Genomic DNA, 20,746 nt, shown 5'->3' with positions numbered 1-20,746 from the left:
AATAAAAAGTGGGATGACACGCAGCGTGAAGGGGGTCGGCGTTACCGAGAATCAGTGACCCTGCTCGTTGCGTGCGGCGCTTCGATAGGGGCCGTCAGCGTTGCGCTGACAGTCCATATCGATCGCCCGTTGTCTGAATCAGCCTTCGGCTGACACCACGGCACGTTAGCGAGAGAGGGGCATTGGCGAATGTAGGAAAATTCGCAAATATCGACGTTCAAATCGTAAAAAATCCAGCGAACCGCGATCAGTTCGCCAAGTAGGTTTCCAATTGCGCGGCGAGGTGTTCCATGGCCTGTTGCAGGGCGTCCACCGCCTCGATCAACACCGCCGAATCCAGACCTTCACTGGCGGCTTCCAAGGCCTCACAGGCCTCGATCAGTGACTGCACTTTGATAATCCGTGCGCCACCTTTGACCCGGTGTGCAAGATCCGCCAATCCTGGCAAATCATGCTGCGTAAACAGACGCATGAGTTTGGCCATGTCGTCGTCATTACTGGTGGCCAGATCCGTCAGCAGGCTCTTGATTGACGCCCGGTCACCGCGGGTCAGTTGCTCAAGACTGCTCAGGTCAAAATCAGCGCCGCCGTCCGCCACGCTGCTATCCTCACCTTCGGTTGCAGGCCGGGCGTGAGGCGTGACAGAGGCCAGACGCGCATTCAGATCCTTGAGGCTGATGGGCTTGAACAGGCAATCGTCCATGCCCGCTTCCGCGCAACGCACCTTTTCTTCAGCCAGTGCATTGGCGGTGAAACCCAGTACCAGGCTGCGCGGTAACGCTCGTGCACCCTCTTCGTCGCGTATCGCCCGCGCCAGCTCGTAGCCGTTCATGATCGGCATGTTGCAATCGGTGATGACTACATCGAAAGTCTCGTTGCGCCAGGCCCGCAAACCATGCGCGCCATCTTCAGCGTCCGTGACCCGGTGCCCCAGATAAGTCAGCTGTTGAGACAACAACAAACGGTTGGCCGGATAGTCGTCGATCACCAGGATATTCAGCGCCCGACTGACCGTTACCGGTTCAATCTCGGCCGCCACCACGCATGCCTGTGGCTGGAGGGTAGGTAAACTGAGGCGCACCTCAATCTGCGTGCCCTGCCCCAGCACGCTGTCCATCGTCAGCGTGCCACCCATCATTTCGCACAAGGTGCGGCTGATCACCAGACCCAGCCCGGAACCGCCCTGCGCAGACTGGCCATGGTTGCCAGCCTGCGTGAACGGCGTGAACAGCCGTTGCTGATCTTCGACGGATATTCCGCGACCACTGTCTTCGACCCGCAGGCATAGCGCCAACCGATCCTGGTCAGCAGCAGATTCGACCCGCACGCGCAAAACGACGTGGCCCACCTCGGTGAACTTGATCGCATTGCTCAACAGATTCGACAGCACTTGCTTGAAGCGCAGCGGATCGATCAATACGTCTGCGTTGGCCAGCGCATCCAGATCCAGTTGCAGGCGCAGTTGTTTCTGTCGCGCCAAGCCTTCGAATATCCGCACCACCGACTCGATCAGCTCACGCAGATTGGCCCGTTCCGGCGCCAGCGACAAACGGCCGGATTCGATCCGTGCGATGTCGAGAATGTCGCCGATAAGATCGAGCAAGCCCCGCGCCGCGCCCGAGGCCACCTCGATGGCGAAACGATCCATGACGCCCTGATCGGCTTTTTTCATGGCCAGTTCAAGCATCCCGATCACGGCATTCATCGGCGTGCGGATCTCGTGACTCATGGTCGCCAGGAACGTGGTCTTGGCGCGGTTGGCATCATCGGCGCCATCTTTGGCGATGCGCAGTTCGTGCAACAGTTGCTGGCGTTCGCTGACGTCGATCCAGCCGGAAATCATGCCGCTGACTTCGCCATCACTGCCACGGTAAGGCAGCATCCAGTGATAAATAGTCAGGACACGACCGTCTGCCAAACTGAGCCTGCGATCCTCAATTCGGGGCACGCCTTCATCCATGACTTGCCGGTAATCGTTGGCAAAGCCCTGCGCTTCGACAGTGTCACTCAGCACACCGTCAGTCACGGTTTTGCCGATCACTGCTTCGCGCTCAACGCCAAATACTTGCAGGTAACCGCTGTTACAAGTCACCAGCCGTCCTTCGCGGTCGCGGACATAAATCGGGTGCGGCGTGCCGTCGATCAACACGCGCATGAACTCCATCTGGTCGTTGAGGGCGATTTCAGCCTGACGCCGCTTGCGCATCAGCATGCGCAGGTAAGCAATCCAGCCGAACGCTACCAGCAGCAAGACACCGGCAATGACGAACCCTTGAATGATCGTGCTGCGGTGGCGCAACCAATAGCTGTCGTCGACCACAACTTCGGTACGCCAGCGGTTGGTCAGTTCATCCATTTCTTCAGGGGAGATGCTCAACAGCGCCTTGTCGAGAATCGAGTACAACTCCAGCGCACCACGATTGGTGGCCAGCGCGATGCGCGCCTGCTGAGTCCCCACGGTGCTGGTGACTTGCAACCGACCGCGATACTGGCGGGAGATCAAGTAGCGGGCATTGATCAAAGAGTTGATCGCGCCGTCGACTTCGCCCTGCGCGACCATGTTCATCGCGTCGGCAGCATTTTGCGCCGTCACCAGGTGCACCTGAGGGAACTGCTCCACAAGGTATTCGCGCAACACGTTGCCGCGAATCAACGCCAAACGCTTGCCGGCCATTTGATCCAGGGTCTGGGGATTGGCATCGCCGCTGGCCGTGACCAATACAAACGGGTTGGTCAGGTAAGGCCGGGTGAAACGCAAAGCGCCTTCACGCTCGGTACTGGGGGTAAACGCGGCGAGCATGTCAGCCTCGCCGCTGGTCACCCGATCAATAAGGTCACTGACCGACTCGGCCCGTTGTACGTCGAACTTCAGGCCAGTGCGCAGACTGACCTTGGCCAGGACATCGGCACTGATGCCACGAAAATTGCCTTCACTGTCGAAGAACGTCAGCGGTAGAAAATTCTCGTTGATCGCCACTCTTATCCGGGGATGACGCTCCAGCCAGCGTTGCTCGCTGACGCTGAAATGCAGAATCTGTCGCCCGGGCATGGTCGCGCCCCCGGCGCTCCAGCGGCGCAAAATGCTCATGCGTTCACTGGTGGGAATCGTGTCCAGCGCCGTATTGAGGATACGCAACAGTCGGTCATTGCCACGACTCACGGCAAAGCCGAATGGCTGCACTTCCATCCGCGAGAAATCACTGAGCTGCACGTTATTGAGGTAATTTTTGCTGATCAGGTAGTTGGAACTGATCGAGTCGCCCAGGTACACGTCCGCCTGGCTGAACGCCACCGCACCGATAGCGCTCAACGTCGAGGGATACAACTGGATGATGGCCTTGGGATAGAACGCCTTCACCACTTCTGGTGGCAAATAGTGATAAAGCATCGCCACGCGCTTGCCTGCCAGATCAACCGGCAGGTTCTGGTTGTCGCCGATGCGGGTCAGCAACGTCGGCTGATCGTCGGCGTACGGATTGGACATCGCCAGGTCGGGATCGACCGCCTCGTAACCATTGGCGGTGCCCAGCAAATCAATCTCACCGTTTTTAAGCGCTTCCAGCACCGCGGTGCGCGATTCAAACCGACGCACCTCGACCTTGATATGCAGCAACTGAGCGATCAACTGCGCATAGTCGGCCGTCAGACCTTCGTAGTCATTGTCATTGCTGGTAATGCCAAACGGTGCGTAATCGGGAGCCGAAGTGCCCAGCAACAATGCTTTGCGATGCCGCAACCAGCTCCAGTCCGCCTCATCGAGTGAAACCGAATACTCATCGACCGTCGAACGCCCAAGCAACTGCAATGTTTCAGGCGCAGCAGCAAAGGTATTGCCGGCAACCAGCAAGCCAGACAACAGGAGGCCGACGAAGCACTTTTTGAAGGAAGTATTCATCTAGACAAGGTTATTGCGCTTGGCAAAATCGGCGAGATACACCACCGATTTGACCTTGAGCTTCTCGATCAGGCGTGTCTTGTAGGTGCTGACGGTTTTGTTGCTCAGCAACATCGCCTCACCGATTTCCTTGTTGCTCAGACCATTGGATAACTGTTGCAGGATCGCCAGCTCACGATCGGACAGGCTCTGGATGAGCTCCAGATCGGTGGCATCGACATCGCTGCGCCGCACCGAACTGGTGGCCAGATTGGGAAAGAAGGTGTAGCCGTCCATCACGGCCTTGATGGCTTTGATCAGCTCATCGAGGTCGTTGGTCTTGGAGATATAGCCAGCGGCTCCGGCCTTCATGCAGCGCATGGAATAGAACAGCGCCGACTGCGAGGTCAGTACCAGAATCTTGCTCGACAGCCCCAGTGCACTGATGCGCGAAATCACTTCCAGCCCATCGAGCTTGGGCATGGCGATATCCAGAACAATCAGATCCGGGGCGTACTCACGGGCCAGTTGCACAGCATCGGCGCCGTTGTCTGCCTCGGCCACGACCTCGAACTGTTCCTGCTTGAGCAGCATCTTGACCGAAGAGCGAATGAACGGATGATCGTCCACAACTATCGCTTTAAGCATAAAAACCTCTGGAAAGCACGCCGGCAACCGACATCGTCAAGGCCATGAGTGTGAGTGTGAGTGTTACAGCAAGCCATTCGGTGCGTGCAGCAAAAATACACGAGCGCGAATGAAGTGTAGGAAATTTCTGCAAATACATCGGAGCAAACCGTGAAGTATTCACTGTGCACTCTCCAACGCTTCCAGCCATTGCAGCAAATCGTGCCCAGTCATCGGCCGGGCCAGGTGATACCCCTGACCGATGTCACAACCCAGTTCAAGCAGGCCCTCACGAATCCGCGAACTGCTGACGCCCTCGATCACCAGCCTCATGTCCAGCGACTGCGCCAGCCCTTGCGTGCAGATAACCATGGCGCGATTGCGTTGACGATCCAGGCGCTGAACAAAGCGTCCATCGAGCTTGATCTGATTGAACGGTAGCTGGCAAAGCAGTTTGAGCGAAGAGAAGCCCACGCCGAAGTCATCGACTGACAGACCGCAGCCCAACAGTCTCAATCGCAGGAGGTTTTCATGGATGCCGGGGGCGCTGTCGAGCAAGCCGTTTTCCGCCAGTTCGAACATCAGCGTCGAGCCCTTGAAGGCATGTCGCTCGAGTGCCCGTTTGATGTGCTCGATCAGTTCACCGCTGGCCAGTTGCGAGGCATGCAGGTTGAACGCCAGCGTCAGGTTGACGCCTTGGCGACGCAAGATCCCCATCAGGCTCAAGCCCTGCTCCAGCAGACTTTTGAACATCTGATCAATCAAGTCATACGCCAGCACTGCCGCCAGGAACTCACTGGGCAGCAACACACCCCGCGACGGATGTTGCCATCGAGCAAGCGCCTCGAACCCGACGGCGGTGCCGGTCTGGAGTTCTATCTGCGGCTGAAACCAGGCACGAAACTCCCCCAACGCAAGCCCGCGACGCACCTCTTCTTCAGTGGGCAGTTCTTTGCGTAGCACGTTCGGCACTGGCACTGCACGAGCGAGACTGAAGCGGTGCAAGAGACGATGCAGCGAGCGCAGTTGAATCGGCCGACGGAGTATCCCGAGCAGTTGCAGCCCGGCCAGCGAATGCATTTGCCCCAGCGCACGATGCAACTCCGGTTGCAATTCGCTGCATAGCACCACCGCGCGTACCATGCCGCTTTGACTGGCGCGCCGCAGAAACTCAAGGCAATCGAGCCCGCGATCGGTCAGGTCGCATAGCACGATGTCGACGCCGCCATACAGGTGCATCTGCACCATCGCATGTTCGCCATCCGTGGCTTGTACCACGTCGTGTACGCCAAGACGCTGCAACATCTTCACCAGCACGCTGCGCGCAAAACCTTGATTTTCCAACACCAGAATACGTGGGGAGGCCATCGTCAATTCATCGCTTAATCGACCTGAGAGCAGGCATATTGGCGACAGCCGAGAGCACGTTGCGAAGGACTTATCCGACAGTCATGTAGGAAATTTCCCAGAGATAGCGCCTGCAAAAAAATGGCGGCGTTGGCGCCGGCCGCCTGCCTCAGTAATAGATGATCTGCACCACCATGATCGCTTCGAAAGGCCCGACCTTCGGATCGCCCAACGATACGACTGAAGCACTGAACGGCAAGTCGATATGAGTCACGTCCGGCGGAAAGTTGACCAGCGGAAAAGGTTCGTTGATCGGCACCAATTGATTGCGTGAGTCCCGCACCTGAATGCCGAACTGGCTATCACTGGCCGGCACAATCGTGTAATCACCCTGCTGCTGAGTCGTGACCAATGTGGCGCCCAGGTTGATCGCCGTGCTGCATCTTTTCTCCAGCGCCAGGCTGAACGGCCGAGTCGGATTGGGCGGAGAGAGGCCGGTGGCGGTTTTCTGGATGATCCCGAAATCGACGATTCCAGGCTCCGGAGTTACCGTTACATCAACACTGCAAGCCGTCCCGACAATATTTTGCAGGCCGCTGAGTTGAAAGCGGAAATTGCCGAATGGGTTGCCCGGCCCGCCATTGAGTCCATACAACCCGTCGAACTGGAATACGTCGTACGTATCTTGTGAGGGCCGCTGCAGCGGTAACAGCCCGCGTTTGCGGATCACCACCTGAAACGCGATGCTCGGACTGACCAACGAACACGGCAGCATCTCCGCATCATTGGTGGCAGACGGGCAGCCCCGTGAAACAAAACCGGTATTCACCCCTTGGGTGGGGTTGGCGCTCCAGTCACCGTCCCAGGCTGTCACCCCCTTGTACACCAGACCAAATTCGATACCCCAGGGCGTCGCGTTCAATCCGGCCGGGTTGCCGTAGAAATAAATCGGGTCGTCTTCGGCAAAATGGATGTCGTGAACCTTAAAGCACTTGGCGGGCACCACATGCGTTTTCGAGCGCCAGATGATCGTGCCGTCCGGCACTGTATCGGGCACCGACACCGGGCCGATGTATTCGCTCAGGTAGGAACCGTCATTCAACGATTTACACAACATCGCCCAGGACGCCTGAGAAAACATCAGCAACAGCATCGCCAGACAAAGCCTGAGCTGCGTGCGCTTCATGGTTTGACGCCCGTGCAGACGTTTGCCACGCAATTGAACAGCGTATCGGTCTGCCCACCGAAGTCGTTCATGTTCGATACCCGCAGCGAGGTAAGCGCGGTGCTGGTCAATGGAAAGCGTGCGTTGGCGTAGGGCGCGATCATGATGGTGTCGATCGGCATCCGAGTCTTTTGCTCACCGGCCAGCAACCCGACAACGGTGATGTGGAATGGCGTCGGGTTGTCCACCAAAAGCTGTTTGCTGCCCGGATCGATTTTCAGCTTCAGGCCCAATGCCAGATCGTCGCCACGTTCGCGTTTGACCGAGGCCGGGCGATAGAACAGCTTGATTTTCGACTGCAAGGCGATCTGCATCGAATTGACGGCCTGGGTCTTGGGTGGAATCTCGCGCACGTTAAGGTAAAACACCGACTCGCGATCTTTGGGCAAGGCCAGCTCAGGCAGTTTCACGATGCGCAGCACGCTGCTTTCACTGGGTTCAATGCGCTGCAATGGCGGCAGCACCATGAACGGCGTCGTGACCTTTTGGCCAGCTTCGTTTTCGATCCACGACTGCACGACAAAGGGCAACTGCGCGTTCTTGTTGCTGAGCGTGACGCTTACCGACGGCGCGCTCTCCTCGAACACGATTCGCGTTCGATCCGGCACCACGGCCGCGTTCGCCAACAACGGCACACACAGGCCTGCAATGAGGCCCAATCGATTGAACAGGCCACGGGTTGTGGACAATGAAAGAGATTGCATGAAGGTTCTCCGCAAGGATAAGGGCCGAGTCAACTTCGGGCCCGGATTAAAGGCAGCGCACGGGTTTGGCGATGTTGGTCACGACGTCTTCCTCAGGCAGTGCAGCCAGGGCACAACGATTGACGTCGTCCCACACCGCGACCAACTCAGCCTGCGTTTTGACGCCCAGCAGATAAGTCACCCCGGCTTCACCGACGATGCCTACTTCCTTGTTTGTGTGTTTGTCCTGCACCGACGCACCGAACGGCACCGGTTTGCCATCCGCTCGGGTTAACGTCACGTAGGCGTTATGCCCACGGGCGGTGGAAAAATTGACATAGCCGATAGCGCCCTCGGTCAGCGCCAGACGCTGCACCGGGTTGGAAACTTCTGTGTTGAGCGGCAACTTTTCCATGTTGATCCGCGCTTCATAGGCCTGGAACGATGGCAAACCGTCCATCACCGCGTAGCCGGCCTGGTTGGAGCGGGTCTGACCACTGAACGCCACGTCCGGCACACCCTCGGTCGACACCAGCAACCGGGTATCGCCATTCGAACCGTTGCCATGGGCCGACACGCCATAGCGGGTGGCGACCAGCGAACTGTCGAACTCGCCGGTCAGCGAACGGTAGGTGCTGCCATCGGTGGTAGCAGAAGCGTTGGCGCGATAGGTGGATGCTCGTTTGCCGACATAAGCGTTGACGTAGCGGTTGTCACCGATCCCGCCATACACCTGATAATTCAGGCCATCGCCGTCGTCATGGCTATAACCGACGTTGCCCGACGACGCTCCGGTCCCCGAGCGCTGCATATTGCTCGACAGCATCGAGTTACCGCCCAGCGGAATGGAAACCCCAAGATAGATCTGCGAATCGTTCTGCCGCGTATTGCGGGTTTGATAGGCCGACAGGTTGGCGTTGATGTTCTTGACGTTACCGACGGAAAAACTGCGCGCCAGCGATAGGCCGAAACGCTCGGAAGGCGCCGCATCCCAATAGGTGGAATGGTCGTAGGAGACACTCGTCGACAGCCAGGAAAAATGCTTGGCCAGCGTCACCGAATAACGCTGCTTGCCCGAGTTGAGCGAATAGGAATCAGGGTCGCCGACAAACTGCGAGAAGTTGGTAAACGTCTTGTCAGAAAAGCGGTAGCCGAGAAACCGCAGGTCTGTGCCAATGTCATCGAAACGCTTGGAATAGTTGATCCGGTACGAATTACCCACCACCGTTTCGCCACTCCAGCGCAGCTTGGCCCGCGACGTGGTGACGTCTGCCGATAAGGCGCCGAACACCCCGAGATCCTTACCGACGCCGATGGCATCCGACAGGTAATCCGAAGCGGCAAGCACGCCGCCATACACCGTCCAGTCCCGAGGCAAACCGTAGGCGATCTCTGAAGCAATAAACCCCGGCTCGGTGCCGCCGGCGCCGTTGAGTCGCGGCTGCCCGGCCGAGACCTTGTAGCGCAACTCGCCCTCGCGGGACAAAAACGGTACCGCCGCAGTGGTGACCGTGAAGGTCTGCTCGGTGCCGTCCTCTTCGCGCACGGTGACGTCCAGCGTGCCTTGGGCGCTGCTGTTCAAATCCTGAATACTGAATGCGCCGGGAGTCACCGTGGTCGAGTACAACACCCGACCCTGCTGCGACACGGTCACGGTCGCGTTGGTCCGCGCCAAACCACTGATCAACGGCGCATAACCGCGCAAACTGGGCGGCAGCATGCGGTCGTCACTGCTCAGCGTGGCACCACGCAGCGCAAACGTATCGAACACATCGGAGTTCAAATAGTCTTCGCCTACCGACAGTTTCGAGCGAATGGCCGGCAAGGCGCGATAGGCATAGAGACGGTTCAACTGGAACGCTTTGCTATTGATGTCGCCGCTCTGGTTACCGGACTCTTGCCGGGCCTGGTAATCGGCACGAATCCGCCAGGCGTCAATGTTCAACCCGGCGGTGCCGTAACTTTGCAACGAACGGGAGTCTCCGGACGCCGTGGACTGGCGGCTGTTGGCGATCACCCGGTAATCGAGCAATGCACCGTCCAGCCCCTCGCTCCAGGCAGCCGGGGGAATGTAATTGGGATCGTCATATTCAAACGTCGCCTGCGGCAGACTGATCGAGAGCCGGCCCAGACTTTTGATGTACTTGATGCTGGCGTTGTCGATCCCGCGCAAATCAACGCACTGGCCGCCAGCTAATCTTGGCAGGCCCTTCAAGACGTCCGGTTTCAAACCGAACATCGCCACCAGTTCTTCCGGCAGGCAGGCGTAACTTTCCTGCGGATCGTCAGCACTTTTGAATTCAATGGAACGGTTACCGAAGTAACGCTGATTGACCGTGATATCCAGCAAGTAACTGCCGGGCACGGTGTATTGGGCATGGGTAAACTGTCCGAGGCTGATATTGTCTTTACGATCAATATTCAGAAACTCCGAATTGAACTCCACAGCATTGGAATAACGCGCAGAGGTGATCAATACGCAAGACACAAAAAGTGTGCGGCAGTACACGGGCAATACCCTTTAAACAGTGCTCTGACGGATAAGAAAAAAGGGGCTATCGCCCCTTTTTCTTAAAACAATCGATACGGGCGTATCAGTTGTAGGCAACGGTGAAGTTGGCAACGCTGTCCGCTTCACCAGTAGTAACGGAAGCAGCGGTGGCTTCGTACATCGCCGCGAAGGTCACGGTGTTGTTGCCGTCTTGCAGAACGACCGGCGCGACCTGCTCCTTGCCGTTATCGAGCATTTCACCGGCGCTGGCCTGCAGGCGGATGCCGACGTTCTGGGCCAGGCCAGTCGTGGCGAACAGTGCCGGAACCGATGGATCCTGCACGCCGCTGAAGGTGAAGCGGGCGTTCTTCTGGGTGGTGGTGTCGCAGTCGGTCAGGACGATGTCGAACTTGACCGGGTCGGAGCGATCACCCGTAGCCTTGAAACGGTTCGACGGCACCTGACCCAGCGAAACAGTTTGATCAAGGGAGTTGGCGTCGATACCGCACGCACCGGAAACGATTTCACCGATAAAGCGCACGGTGCCCGGGTTGCCGGTTGCTGGCGCAGCATTGGCGAAAGAAGCAAGGCTCATGGCAAAAGCAGCGGTAGTCACAGCGAAAAACTTATTCATCGTAGGCATCTCTAGGGATAGTTATTTATCAGGCCCAGCGGCCTGGCTTCCCAAACAACTCACGAGCGGCAACCTGGTTTATCGCTGTAACAAATAAACCATGGCTTATTCCGACAACTGAAGCCCCCCCATACTTTTGGCCATCGCCGCCGGTATTTTCCTGGCCCAACAGTTGTGAAAAAAGTGATGCCTCACTGATTATTCAGGACGCCGGGCATCTCTGCTCCGGGGAAAATAATGAGTGATGCCCCTTAGTGAAAATGTAAGTTCTTTCTCTCCGACATGTAGGACATTTCTCAGCGCTAATCGGTGGTACTCGGACTCCAGAACGCCTGCACCACCAGCGATGAAGTCGAGATCCGCGCTATCAGAGCATCCAGCTCATCCCCATCGACCGAGGTGGTCGCCAGTGTCGCCTCGATTTCAATTTCATCGGCACCGAAGGCATGCACGTCGACATCGCTGGCCGGGTAATTACTGCGTTCCAGTTCCGCTTCGAGCAAGGCGAACACGGCTTTCTGCTGCGAGCGCCGGGCGATGACATAGACGATGTTGGTGACTTCGGCCGACACCACGTCCAGTGGCTGACGGTTGATGTTGTTGACGATAGGCCGCAGCAAGGTGTTGGCGGCGAGGATGAACAGTGTGCCGAGCACTGCTTCGGCGAGCAGGTCGGCACCCGCGCAGGCGCCGACTGCTGCCGAGGTCCACAGGGTTGCGGCAGTGTTGAGGCCACGCACGTTGCCTTCTTCGCGCATGATCACGCCGGCACCGAGAAAGCCGATACCGGACACCACATAGGCAACCACCCGCACCGCGCCTTCAGCGCCAGCGAGACGGTTGGCCATGTCGACGAAAATCGCTGCGCCGACCGCCACCAGCACATTGGTGCGCAGGCCGGCAGTGCGTTGCCGATACTGGCGTTCGAAGCCGATCAGACCGCCGAGGATGAACGCGGCGCTGAGGCTGATCAGGGTGTCGAGCAGCGAAGTGAGGTTGAGGTTGTTGATGGCTTGCATAGTCTTGTCCTTGAAAACATACCAATCCCCTGTGGGAGCGAGCCTGCTCGCGAAAGCGGTATGTCAGCCAACATAAATGCAACTGACACGACGCCTTCGCGAGCAGGCTCGCTCCCACACGGGGAACAGCGTTGTAATGCTGTTATTGCCAGCCGAACCGGCGGATGTAGAAACCTTTAACCGCTTGGGTCAACGCCATGTACGCCAGCAGAATCACCGGCAGGAACACGAAGTACAGCGATGGCAGCGCCTGCAATTTGAAGTAGTGCGCCAGCGGCCCCATCGGCAGGAAGATGCCGACCGCCATGATGATCCCGGTCATTACCAGCAGCGGCAGGGCTGCGCGGCTTTGCAGGAACGGAATCTTCGGCGTGCGGATCATGTGCACGATCAGCGTCTGGGTCAGCAACCCCACCACGAACCAGCCCGACTGGAACAGCGTCTGGTGATCCGGGGTGTTGGCATCAAACACGTACCACATCAAAGCGAACGTGGTGATGTCGAAGATCGAACTGATCGGGCCGAAGAACAGCATGAAGCGCCCGACGTCGCCCGGCTGCCAGCGCTGCGGCTTTTTCAGCATCTCTTCATCGACGTTGTCGAACGGGATGGCGATCTGCGAAATGTCGTAGAGCAGGTTCTGCACCAACAGATGCATGGGCAGCATCGGCAGGAACGGAATGAATGCACTGGCAACCAGCACCGAGAACACGTTGCCGAAGTTGGAACTGGCGGTCATTTTGATGTACTTGAGCATGTTGGCGAAGGTGCGCCGCCCTTCGAGCACGCCCTCCTCCAGCACCATCAGGCTTTTTTCCAGAAGGATGATGTCCGCGGCCTCTTTGGCGATGTCCACCGCGCTATCCACCGAGATACCGATGTCGGCCGTGCGCAGCGCCGGCGCATCGTTGATGCCGTCGCCCATGAAACCGACCACATGACCGTTGCCCTTGAGGATGCGCACGATGCGTTCCTTGTGCGACGGCGTCAGTTTGGCGAAGACGTTGGTTTTCTCTACCGCCTCGGCCAGTTCGGCATCGCTCATGCGCTCGATATCGTTGCCCAGTAACAAGCCCTGTTGCGCGAGGCCGACTTCGCGGCAGATTTTCGCGGTCACCAATTCGTTGTCACCGGTCAGCACCTTCACGGCTACGCCATGCTCGGCCAAGGCCTTGAGCGCCGGCGCGGTGCTTTCTTTCGGTGGATCAAGGAATGCCACGTAACCAATCAGCGTCAGATCCTGTTCATCGGCCAGGCTATAGACGTCGCGACCTTCAGGCATCGAGCGGGCCGCCACCGCCACTACGCGCAAGCCTTCAGCGTTGAATGCTGCGGTGACCTGACGAATCCGGGTCAGCAATTCATCGCTCAAGGCTTCATCAACGTCGCCGTGACGCACGCGGCTGCACACTGCCAGCACTTCCTCCACCGCGCCTTTGCAGATCAGTTGATGCGGCTGACCGCGCCCCTCGACAACCACCGACATACGGCGACGGTTGAAGTCGAACGGGATCTCATCGACCTTGCGAAACGCGGTGCCGACTTTCAGTTCACGGTGAACTTCCACGTGTTCCAGTACGGCCACGTCGAGCAGGTTTTTCAGGCCGGTCTGGTAGTAGCTGTTGAGGTAGGCCATTTCCAGCACATCGTCGGAGTCTTCGCCCCAGACGTCGACATTGCGCGCGAGGAAAATCTTGTCCTGGGTCAGGGTGCCGGTCTTGTCGGTGCACAGCACGTCCATGGCGCCGAAGTTCTGAATGGCATCGAGGCGTTTGACGATGACTTTCTTGCGCGACAGAAACACCGCGCCTTTGGCCAACGTCGAGGTGACGATCATTGGCAGCATTTCCGGGGTCAGCCCGACCGCAATCGACAGCGCGAACAGCAGCGCTTCGGTCCAGTCACCCTTGGTGAAACCGTTGATGAACAGCACCAGCGGCGCCATGACGAACATGAAACGGATCAACAGCCAGCTGACTTTGTTGACGCCCAGCTGGAACGACGTGACCGCACGATCAGTCGCACCGACACGTTGCGCCAGGGCACCGAAGTAGGTGCTGTTGCCGGTGGTAAGAACCACTGCCACCGCCGTGCCGGACACCACGTTGGTGCCCATGAACAGGATATTTTCCAGCTCCAGCGGATTGCGTGTGTCGCGATCAGCCTGACGCGGGAATTTCTCCACCGGCATCGATTCGCCAGTCATTGCCGCCTGACTGACGAACAGGTCTTTGGCGCTGAGCACCCGGCAATCGGCGGGAATCATGTCGCCGGCCGACAGCACGATCAGATCGCCCGGCACCAATTGCTTGATCGGCAACTCGGCGCGCGGTGCGTCACGGCGCATCACCGTGGCGGTGTTGCTGACCATGGCCTTGAGTGCGTCAGCGGCCTGGTTGGATTTGCTTTCCTGCCAGAAGCGCAGCAGCGTTGACAGCACCACCATGGAGAAAATCACCACGGCGGCTTTGAGGTCTTCAGTCAGCCACGAGATCACCGCCAGCAAGGTCAGGAGCAGGTTGAACGGGTTTTTGTAGCAGTGCCACAGGTGTGTCCACCACGGCAGCGGCTGCTCGTGCTCGACTTCATTAAGGCCGTACTGCGCACGCAGGGCGTCGACTTCGAAATCAGTCAGGCCTTCGGCGTGGGTTCCCATTGAAGACAGCAACACAGCGCTGTCGCCATGCGCAGCATCGACCAGCGTGTTGGCCAGAGTGGGCGGGACTTCACGGCTGACCGTGGTGTCGTTGATGGTTTCCAGCAACGCCAGGCGACGGAAGTGCCGGGCGAAGTGGCGGGTCCGCAGAAAGCCTGCGAAAAATTCCTTGAGCGTAAGTTTCATGGCTGTTGCCCCTGTGGTCAGCCGGGAAACCGTCAAGCAGGTACGACCGCGCCTCGTCCGCCGGGTAAACCGGCACGGCAAGGTTTGGCGCGCCGGTCAGAAAAGACAGGCGTGTCGATAGGGCTGCGATGGCGACTTTAAAAAGTCGGAATCACGCTCTTTCAGTGTCGATGAGAAGGACGTCAGAGCACGACCAAGGACTGGCCATGCACGGGATGCCGCTGCTCGCTGTTACGGCGAGACAACGGCGCAAAGGAGGCGCGTTATCTTGCCGAGAATCTGCCGGTTACCGAGACCGGCCGACAACTGTCACTCGAACAAGTACCCACTGTGGGTCTCCGCTATTGATGAAAACGCGCGAAGCTTACGCCTCGATGTCTGGAGAGTAAACCCGTGAAAGGAGGTGTGTCGGGGAATGTGGGGGGCGTTCAGGAAGGGTTCAGGATTCGGATTTTGTGGTGCTTTTGATGGCCCCTTCGCGAGCAGGCTCGCTCCCACATTTTGTCCTGCGTACACAGAACCATTGTGGGAGCGAGCCTGCTCGCGAATGCGGTGTATCAGGCAATGCTGATTCAGCTGGCAGTCGCCAACAGCAGATCCGCCATCGAACGGCTGTGCCCACGATTCTTGCCATGCTCATACAGCGAGCCGGCAATTTCATCGGCACGGATTGGCAACACCGACAACAACGTGTCGCTCAAACCGTGGCTGGCCTGACAGAAGCCCTGCATGTAGATGCCGGCCTTGCAGCGTTCGTCGGTGAGCACTTTGTAGTTGCGATCAACCTCGAAGCCGCCCAGGTATTCTTCCAGCGGCGCGAGCAGTTTGCGGTGCATCTGCCGCTCGTAGCCGGTGGCCAGCACCACGGCGTCGTACAGGCGCACGGTGACTTCGCCAGTGGCGTTGTTGCGCACGGCCAGTTCGATACCGTTTTCAGTAGCGGTGGCGCTCTCGACGGTGGTCAAAGTGCGGAACGCATGACGGGCAATCCCGGAGACTTTCTGGCGGTAGAAGATGCCGTAGATGCGTTCGATCAGGTCGATGTCCACCACTGAATAGTTGGTGTTGTGGTACTCGTTGACCAGACGTTCGCGCTCGGCGCTGTTCTGCTGGAACACCAGATCGGTGAACTCAGGCGAGAACACTTCGTTGACGAACGGGCTGTCGTCCGCAGGCTTGAGGGCCGAGCCACGCAAAATCATGTCGACTTGCACCGACGGGAACGAATCGTTCAGATCGATAAAGGCCTCCGCCGCGCTCTGCCCGCCTCCGATGATCGCGATGCTCATCGGCTGATTGTTCACGCAAGGCTGCTTGGCCATCTGCGACAGGTATTGCGAGTGGTGGAACACGCGTGAGTTGCCTTTCAACGCCTTGAACGCCTCGGGAATTCGTGGCGTGCCACCGGCACTCACCACCACCGAACGGGTGGTGCGTACATGTTGCTGGCCCTGGCTGTCGCGGGAAATCACGCGCAACGCTTCAACCTGATGGTTGTGCAGTACCGGCTCGATGGTCAGCACTTCTTCACCATAACGGCTCTGCTCAGTGAACTGCCCGGCGACCCAGCGCAGGTAGTCGTTGTACTCCATGCGGCACGGGTAGAAGGTGCCGAGGTTGATGAAGTCGACCAGACGGCCGTGGTACTTGAGGTAATTGACGAACGAGTAAGGGCTGGTCGGATTGCGCAGGGTCACCAGATCCTTCAGGAAGGAAATCTGCAATTCGCTCTGGGTCGACAGGGTATTACCGTGCCAGCTGTAGTCGGCCTGCTTGTCGAGGAACAGTACATCCAGTTCGCCGTGCGTCGGGCCGCGCTCTTGCAGAGCGATGGCCAGTGCCAGGTTCGAAGGGCCGAAACCGACGCCGATCAGGTCGTGAACGATGGGCGATGCAATTGCCTGTGTCATTTCCAGTGTCCTCTGGATGAACCCCTCAACAAGGGGAAGGAGAGCCTAAGTGACCTGACCGGCCTTGAGCAGGACAGCAGGTCGTCTGTTGAGTAGGAACGAGGACAGTGAAATAAAATTTACCGGCGATGGCTCAATGGGCATCCCATTGCTTGATCCGCAGGCGGCAATGTTTCATGGCATTGACGATATGCTTTTCCACCAGAGCCTTGGAAATGCCGAGCTGTTCAGCAATTTCCGGATGCGACAGGCCGTCGATCTTGCGCAGCAGAAAACTTTCACGGCAGGCGGATGACAGTTCGGCCAGGGCACGCTGGAGCATTTCCAGGCGCTGGCCGTGATCGAGGGTGCCGTGGGGGGACGGCGTGAAATAGCGCTCTTCATTGTCGAGCACTTCCAGCGGTTCGACCTGGCGCAGGGCATTGCGCCGATGATCGTCGATGACCAGATTCAACGCCGTGCGATAAAGAAACGCCCGGGGTTGCTCGATCGGCGTGTCGCTGGAACGTTCCAGCACCCGCAGATAGGCGTCATGCACCACATCCTCGGCAACCTGACGGTTGCCCAGCTTGGCGTTCAGGAAACACACCAGCTCGCGATAGTAGTTTTCCAACATGACTCCCGGCCGCAAAAAGGTGCGGTTTCTGTCCTTGAGCACACTGATCGATGAACACGCGATGAGCGGTAGCAAGATAGTGGCAACGTGAGGTGCGTAATTTATAGTAATTCTCATATAGATTTAAAGTAGCGTTTGTCTTTGCCCGATAAATAGTCCTGCCCTATAGCTGTTACATCGTGTGTCAGCGCTTAAATTCCCCTGCACTTTCCTCGTTTACAGGACAGCTTCCCGTGTCTGTCGTGCCCTGCGACAGCGTTCAGCGCTGCCCGAATCTGTGTGCCAGCCGAACGACGGGCCGATTTCCACTGGCCGGAACCCTGCATGAAACGTCCCCGCCCCGCCCGACGCGGCCTGCTCGCAGTCCTTTGTCTGATCCCCGTTGTCGCTTACGCCGCGTGGCAGATCATGCCGCCGGGCCGGGATAAATTTGCCACCGTGCAAGTCACACGCGGCGATATCGAAAGCAGCGTCACCGCGCTCGGCACCCTGCAACCGCGCCGTTATGTGGACGTGGGCGCACAGGCTTCAGGACAGATTCAGAAGATCCACGTGGAAGTCGGCGACGTGGTCAAGGAAGGCCAGTTGCTGGTGGAGATCGACCCGTCGACGCAGCGGGCCAAGCTCGATGCCGGGCGCTTCTCCGTCGAGAATCTAAAGGCGCAATTGCAGGAACAACGCGCCCAGCATGAACTGGCGCAACAGAAGTACCAGCGCCAGCAGAATCTCGCCGCCGGCGGTGCGACCCGTGAAGAAGACGTGCAAACCGCCCGCGCCGAACTGAAAGCCACGCAGGCCCGCGTCGACATGTTCCAGGCGCAGATCCGTCAGGCCGAAGCCAGCCTGCGCAGCGATCAGGCCGAACTCGGCTACACCCGGATCTATGCGCCGATGGCCGGCACCGTGGTCGCCCTCGATGCCCGCGAAGGCCAGACCCTCAACGCCCAGCAACAGACACCGCTGATCCTGCGCATCGCCAAACTCTCACCGATGACGGTGTGGGCCGAGGTGTCGGAAGCCGACATAGGCCACGTCAAACCGGGCATGACCGCTTACTTCACCACCCTCAGCGGCGGTAACCGGCGCTGGAGCAGCACCGTGCGGCAGATCCTGCCGGTGCCGCCCAAACCGCTGGATCAAACCAGCCAGGGCGGCGGCAGCCCGGCCAGCAGCAGTAAAAGCGGCAGCGCCCGCGTCGTGCTTTACACCGTGCTGCTCGACGTTGATAACGCCGACAACGCCTTGATGGCCGAAATGACCACCCAAGTGTTTTTCGTCGCCAATCAGGCCAAAGATATCCTGACCGCACCGGTGGCGGCCCTGAATGGCAGCAACAAGGCCGATCGGCAAACGGCTCGAGTGGTCGCCGCCAACGGCAACATCGAATCGCGAGAGGTGCACACCGGCATCAGTGACCGCCTCAAGGTGCAGATTCTCGATGGCCTGAGCGAAGGCGATCACTTGCTGATCGGTCCGGCCGATGGCAGTGGTGGTTGAATGCAGACGCCCCTGATCGACCTGCAGGACATCCGCAAATCCTACGGCGGTGGCGACGCCCCTGAAGTTCACGTCTTGCGTGGCATCGACCTGTCGATCCATGCCGGCGAGTTCGTCGCGATCGTCGGCGCTTCCGGCTCCGGCAAGTCGACGCTGATGAATATTCTCGGCTGCCTCGACCGGCCAACGTCCGGCGAATACCGCTTCGCCGGGGAAAACGTCGCCGGCCTGGACAGCGACGAACTGGCCTGGCTGCGCCGCGAAGCGTTCGGTTTTGTGTTCCAGGGTTATCACCTGATCCCGTCCGGCTCGGCGCAGGAAAACGTCGAGATGCCGGCGATCTACGCCGGCACGCCGGCCGCCGAGCGCCATGCCCGCGCCGCCGCCCTGCTCGACCGTCTAGGCCTCGCCTCGCGCACCGGCAACCGTCCGCACCAGCTCTCCGGCGGCCAGCAACAGCGGGTGTCGATTGCCCGCGCCTTGATGAACGGCGGCCACATCATTCTCGCCGACGAACCTACCGGTGCCCTCGACAGCCACAGCGGCAAAGAGGTCATGGCGCTGCTCGATGAGCTGGCGAGCCAGGGCCATGTGGTGATTCTCATCACCCACGACCGCGAAGTGGCGGCGCGGGCCAAGCGCATCATCGAAATACGCGACGGCCTGATCATCAGCGACAGCGCCAAGGACAATCCCGAGGCGCAAACCACGGCCAACCCCGGCGCCTTGCAAGCGGTGGATCTGCGCAAGCGTCTGGCCGAGGGCGCCGAGGCCACCGGCGCCTGGAAAGGCGAACTGGTGGACGCCTTGCACGCGGCGTGGCGGGTGATGTGGATCAACCGCTTCCGCACTGCCCTGACCCTGCTCGGGATCATCATCGGCGTGGCGTCGGTGGTGGTGATGCTCGCTGTCGGCGAAGGCAGCAAGCGCCAAGTCATGGCGCAGATGGGCGCGTTCGGCTCGAACATCATTTACCTCAGCGGTTCGGCGCCCAACCCGCGCACGCCGCCGGGCATCATCACTCTGGACGATGTCCGTGCCCTGGCGAGCCTGCCGCAAGTGCAGCGGATCATGCCGGTCAACGGCGCCGAGGCCGGGGTGCGTTACGGCAATATCGACCACATGAGTTATGTCGGCGGTAACGACACAAACTTCCCGGCGATCTTCAACTGGCCGGTGGTGCAGGGCAGTTATTTCACCGACGCCGATGAGCAGAATGCCGCAGCCGTTGCGGTGATCGGCCACAAGGTCCGCAGCAAATTGCTCAAGGATGTGATCAACCCGATCGGCCATTACATCCTGATCGAGAACGTGCCATTTCAGGTGGTCGGCGTACTGGCGGAAAAAGGCGCCAGCTCCGGCGACTCCGACAGCGATGACCGTATCGCCGTGCCCTACTCGGCAGCCAGCGTGCGTCTGTTCGGCACCCGCGATCCGGAATACGTGGCCATCGCCGCCGCCGACGCACGCAAGGTCAAGGAAGCCGAACAGGCCATCGAACAACTGATGCTGCGCCTGCACAACGGCAAAAAGGATTTCGAACTGACCAACAACGCCGCGATGATCCAGGCCGAGGCGCGCACGCAAAATACCCTGTCGCTGATGCTCGGTTCGATTGCCGCGATCTCGCTGCTGGTGGGCGGTATCGGCGTGATGAATATCATGCTCATGACCGTGCGCGAACGCACCCGTGAGATCGGTATCCGCATGGCCACAGGTGCGCGACAACGGGACATCCTGCGCCAATTCCTCACCGAGGCCGTGATGCTCTCGGTGGTCGGCGGCATTGCCGGGATCGCGTTGGCGCTGATCGTCGGCGGCGTGCTGGTGCTCAGTGAAGTCGCCGTGGCGTTTTCCCTGATGGCCGTGCTCGGCGCCTTCGGCTGCGCACTGGTCACCGGTGTTGTCTTCGGCTTCATGCCGGCCCGCAAAGCTGCCCGGCTCGACCCGGTCACGGCCCTTACCAGTGAATGATCGATCT

General features: G+C 59.1%; 13 protein-coding genes. 2 read left to right on the top strand and 11 right to left on the bottom strand.

Annotated elements, in window-relative coordinates; genetic code table 11:
- Window positions 1-247 precede the first annotated feature (247 nt).
- The 11 genes from ACA074_RS09500 to ACA074_RS09450 all read right to left on the bottom strand — a co-directional run bounded on the left by ACA074_RS09500 (window position 248) and on the right by ACA074_RS09450 (window position 17,268).
- A complete protein-coding gene (locus ACA074_RS09500) occupies window positions 248-3,895 on the bottom strand; it encodes a transporter substrate-binding domain-containing protein (RefSeq protein ID WP_497678855.1) in 3,648 nt (1,215 codons plus the stop codon).
- Complete coding sequence (locus ACA074_RS09495; RefSeq protein ID WP_489878706.1) at window positions 3,896-4,522, bottom strand: response regulator; 627 nt, start codon at window positions 4,520-4,522, stop codon at window positions 3,896-3,898.
- A gap of 159 nt (window positions 4,523-4,681) precedes the next feature.
- Window positions 4,682-5,869, bottom strand: coding sequence for an EAL domain-containing response regulator (locus ACA074_RS09490; protein ID WP_497678854.1), 1,188 nt, complete (start codon window positions 5,867-5,869; stop codon window positions 4,682-4,684).
- A gap of 148 nt (window positions 5,870-6,017) precedes the next feature.
- A complete protein-coding gene (locus ACA074_RS09485; protein WP_401265614.1) occupies window positions 6,018-7,034 on the bottom strand; it encodes a fimbrial protein in 1,017 nt (338 codons plus the stop codon).
- Window positions 7,031-7,777 carry a fimbrial biogenesis chaperone gene (locus ACA074_RS09480; RefSeq protein ID WP_497659092.1) on the bottom strand — a complete coding sequence of 249 codons (747 nt, stop codon included), beginning with the start codon at window positions 7,775-7,777 and terminating at the stop codon, window positions 7,031-7,033. The genes ACA074_RS09485 and ACA074_RS09480 overlap by 4 nt, the downstream gene beginning before the upstream one ends.
- Before the next feature lie 46 nt (window positions 7,778-7,823).
- Window positions 7,824-10,244, bottom strand: a complete 2,421-nt coding sequence (locus ACA074_RS09475) for a fimbria/pilus outer membrane usher protein (RefSeq protein ID WP_497678853.1) — start codon at window positions 10,242-10,244, stop codon at window positions 7,824-7,826.
- 106 nt (window positions 10,245-10,350) lie between these two features.
- Window positions 10,351-10,881, bottom strand: a complete 531-nt coding sequence (locus tag ACA074_RS09470) for a fimbrial protein (protein ID WP_497678852.1) — start codon at window positions 10,879-10,881, stop codon at window positions 10,351-10,353.
- A gap of 302 nt (window positions 10,882-11,183) precedes the next feature.
- Window positions 11,184-11,900 (bottom strand): MgtC/SapB family protein, encoded by a 717-nt coding sequence (locus ACA074_RS09465; protein ID WP_497678851.1) that lies wholly within the window; start codon window positions 11,898-11,900, stop codon window positions 11,184-11,186.
- Between the two features lie 142 nt (window positions 11,901-12,042).
- A complete protein-coding gene (gene mgtA, locus ACA074_RS09460) occupies window positions 12,043-14,742 on the bottom strand; it encodes a magnesium-translocating P-type ATPase (RefSeq protein ID WP_497659089.1) in 2,700 nt (899 codons plus the stop codon).
- Window positions 14,743-15,314: 572 nt separating this feature from the next.
- Window positions 15,315-16,652: a lysine N(6)-hydroxylase/L-ornithine N(5)-oxygenase family protein gene (locus ACA074_RS09455; protein WP_497678850.1), complete on the bottom strand. Its 1,338-nt coding sequence runs from the start codon at window positions 16,650-16,652 to the stop codon at window positions 15,315-15,317.
- A gap of 133 nt (window positions 16,653-16,785) precedes the next feature.
- A complete protein-coding gene (locus ACA074_RS09450; RefSeq protein ID WP_489878699.1) occupies window positions 16,786-17,268 on the bottom strand; it encodes a sigma-70 family RNA polymerase sigma factor in 483 nt (160 codons plus the stop codon).
- 324 nt (window positions 17,269-17,592) lie between these two features.
- Between ACA074_RS09450 and ACA074_RS09445 the strand changes: the two genes are divergently transcribed.
- Complete coding sequence (locus ACA074_RS09445) at window positions 17,593-18,765, top strand: efflux RND transporter periplasmic adaptor subunit (protein WP_497678849.1); 1,173 nt, start codon at window positions 17,593-17,595, stop codon at window positions 18,763-18,765.
- Entirely contained in the window at window positions 18,766-20,739 is a 1,974-nt protein-coding gene (locus ACA074_RS09440; RefSeq protein WP_497678848.1) for a MacB family efflux pump subunit, read from the top strand.
- Window positions 20,740-20,746 lie beyond the last annotated feature (7 nt).

The sequence above is a fragment of the Pseudomonas sp. LBUM1655 genome, from assembly GCF_059716085.1.
Note: the sequence above shows the minus strand (reverse complement) of the source record. Positions and strands in the feature narration are given on the sequence as shown.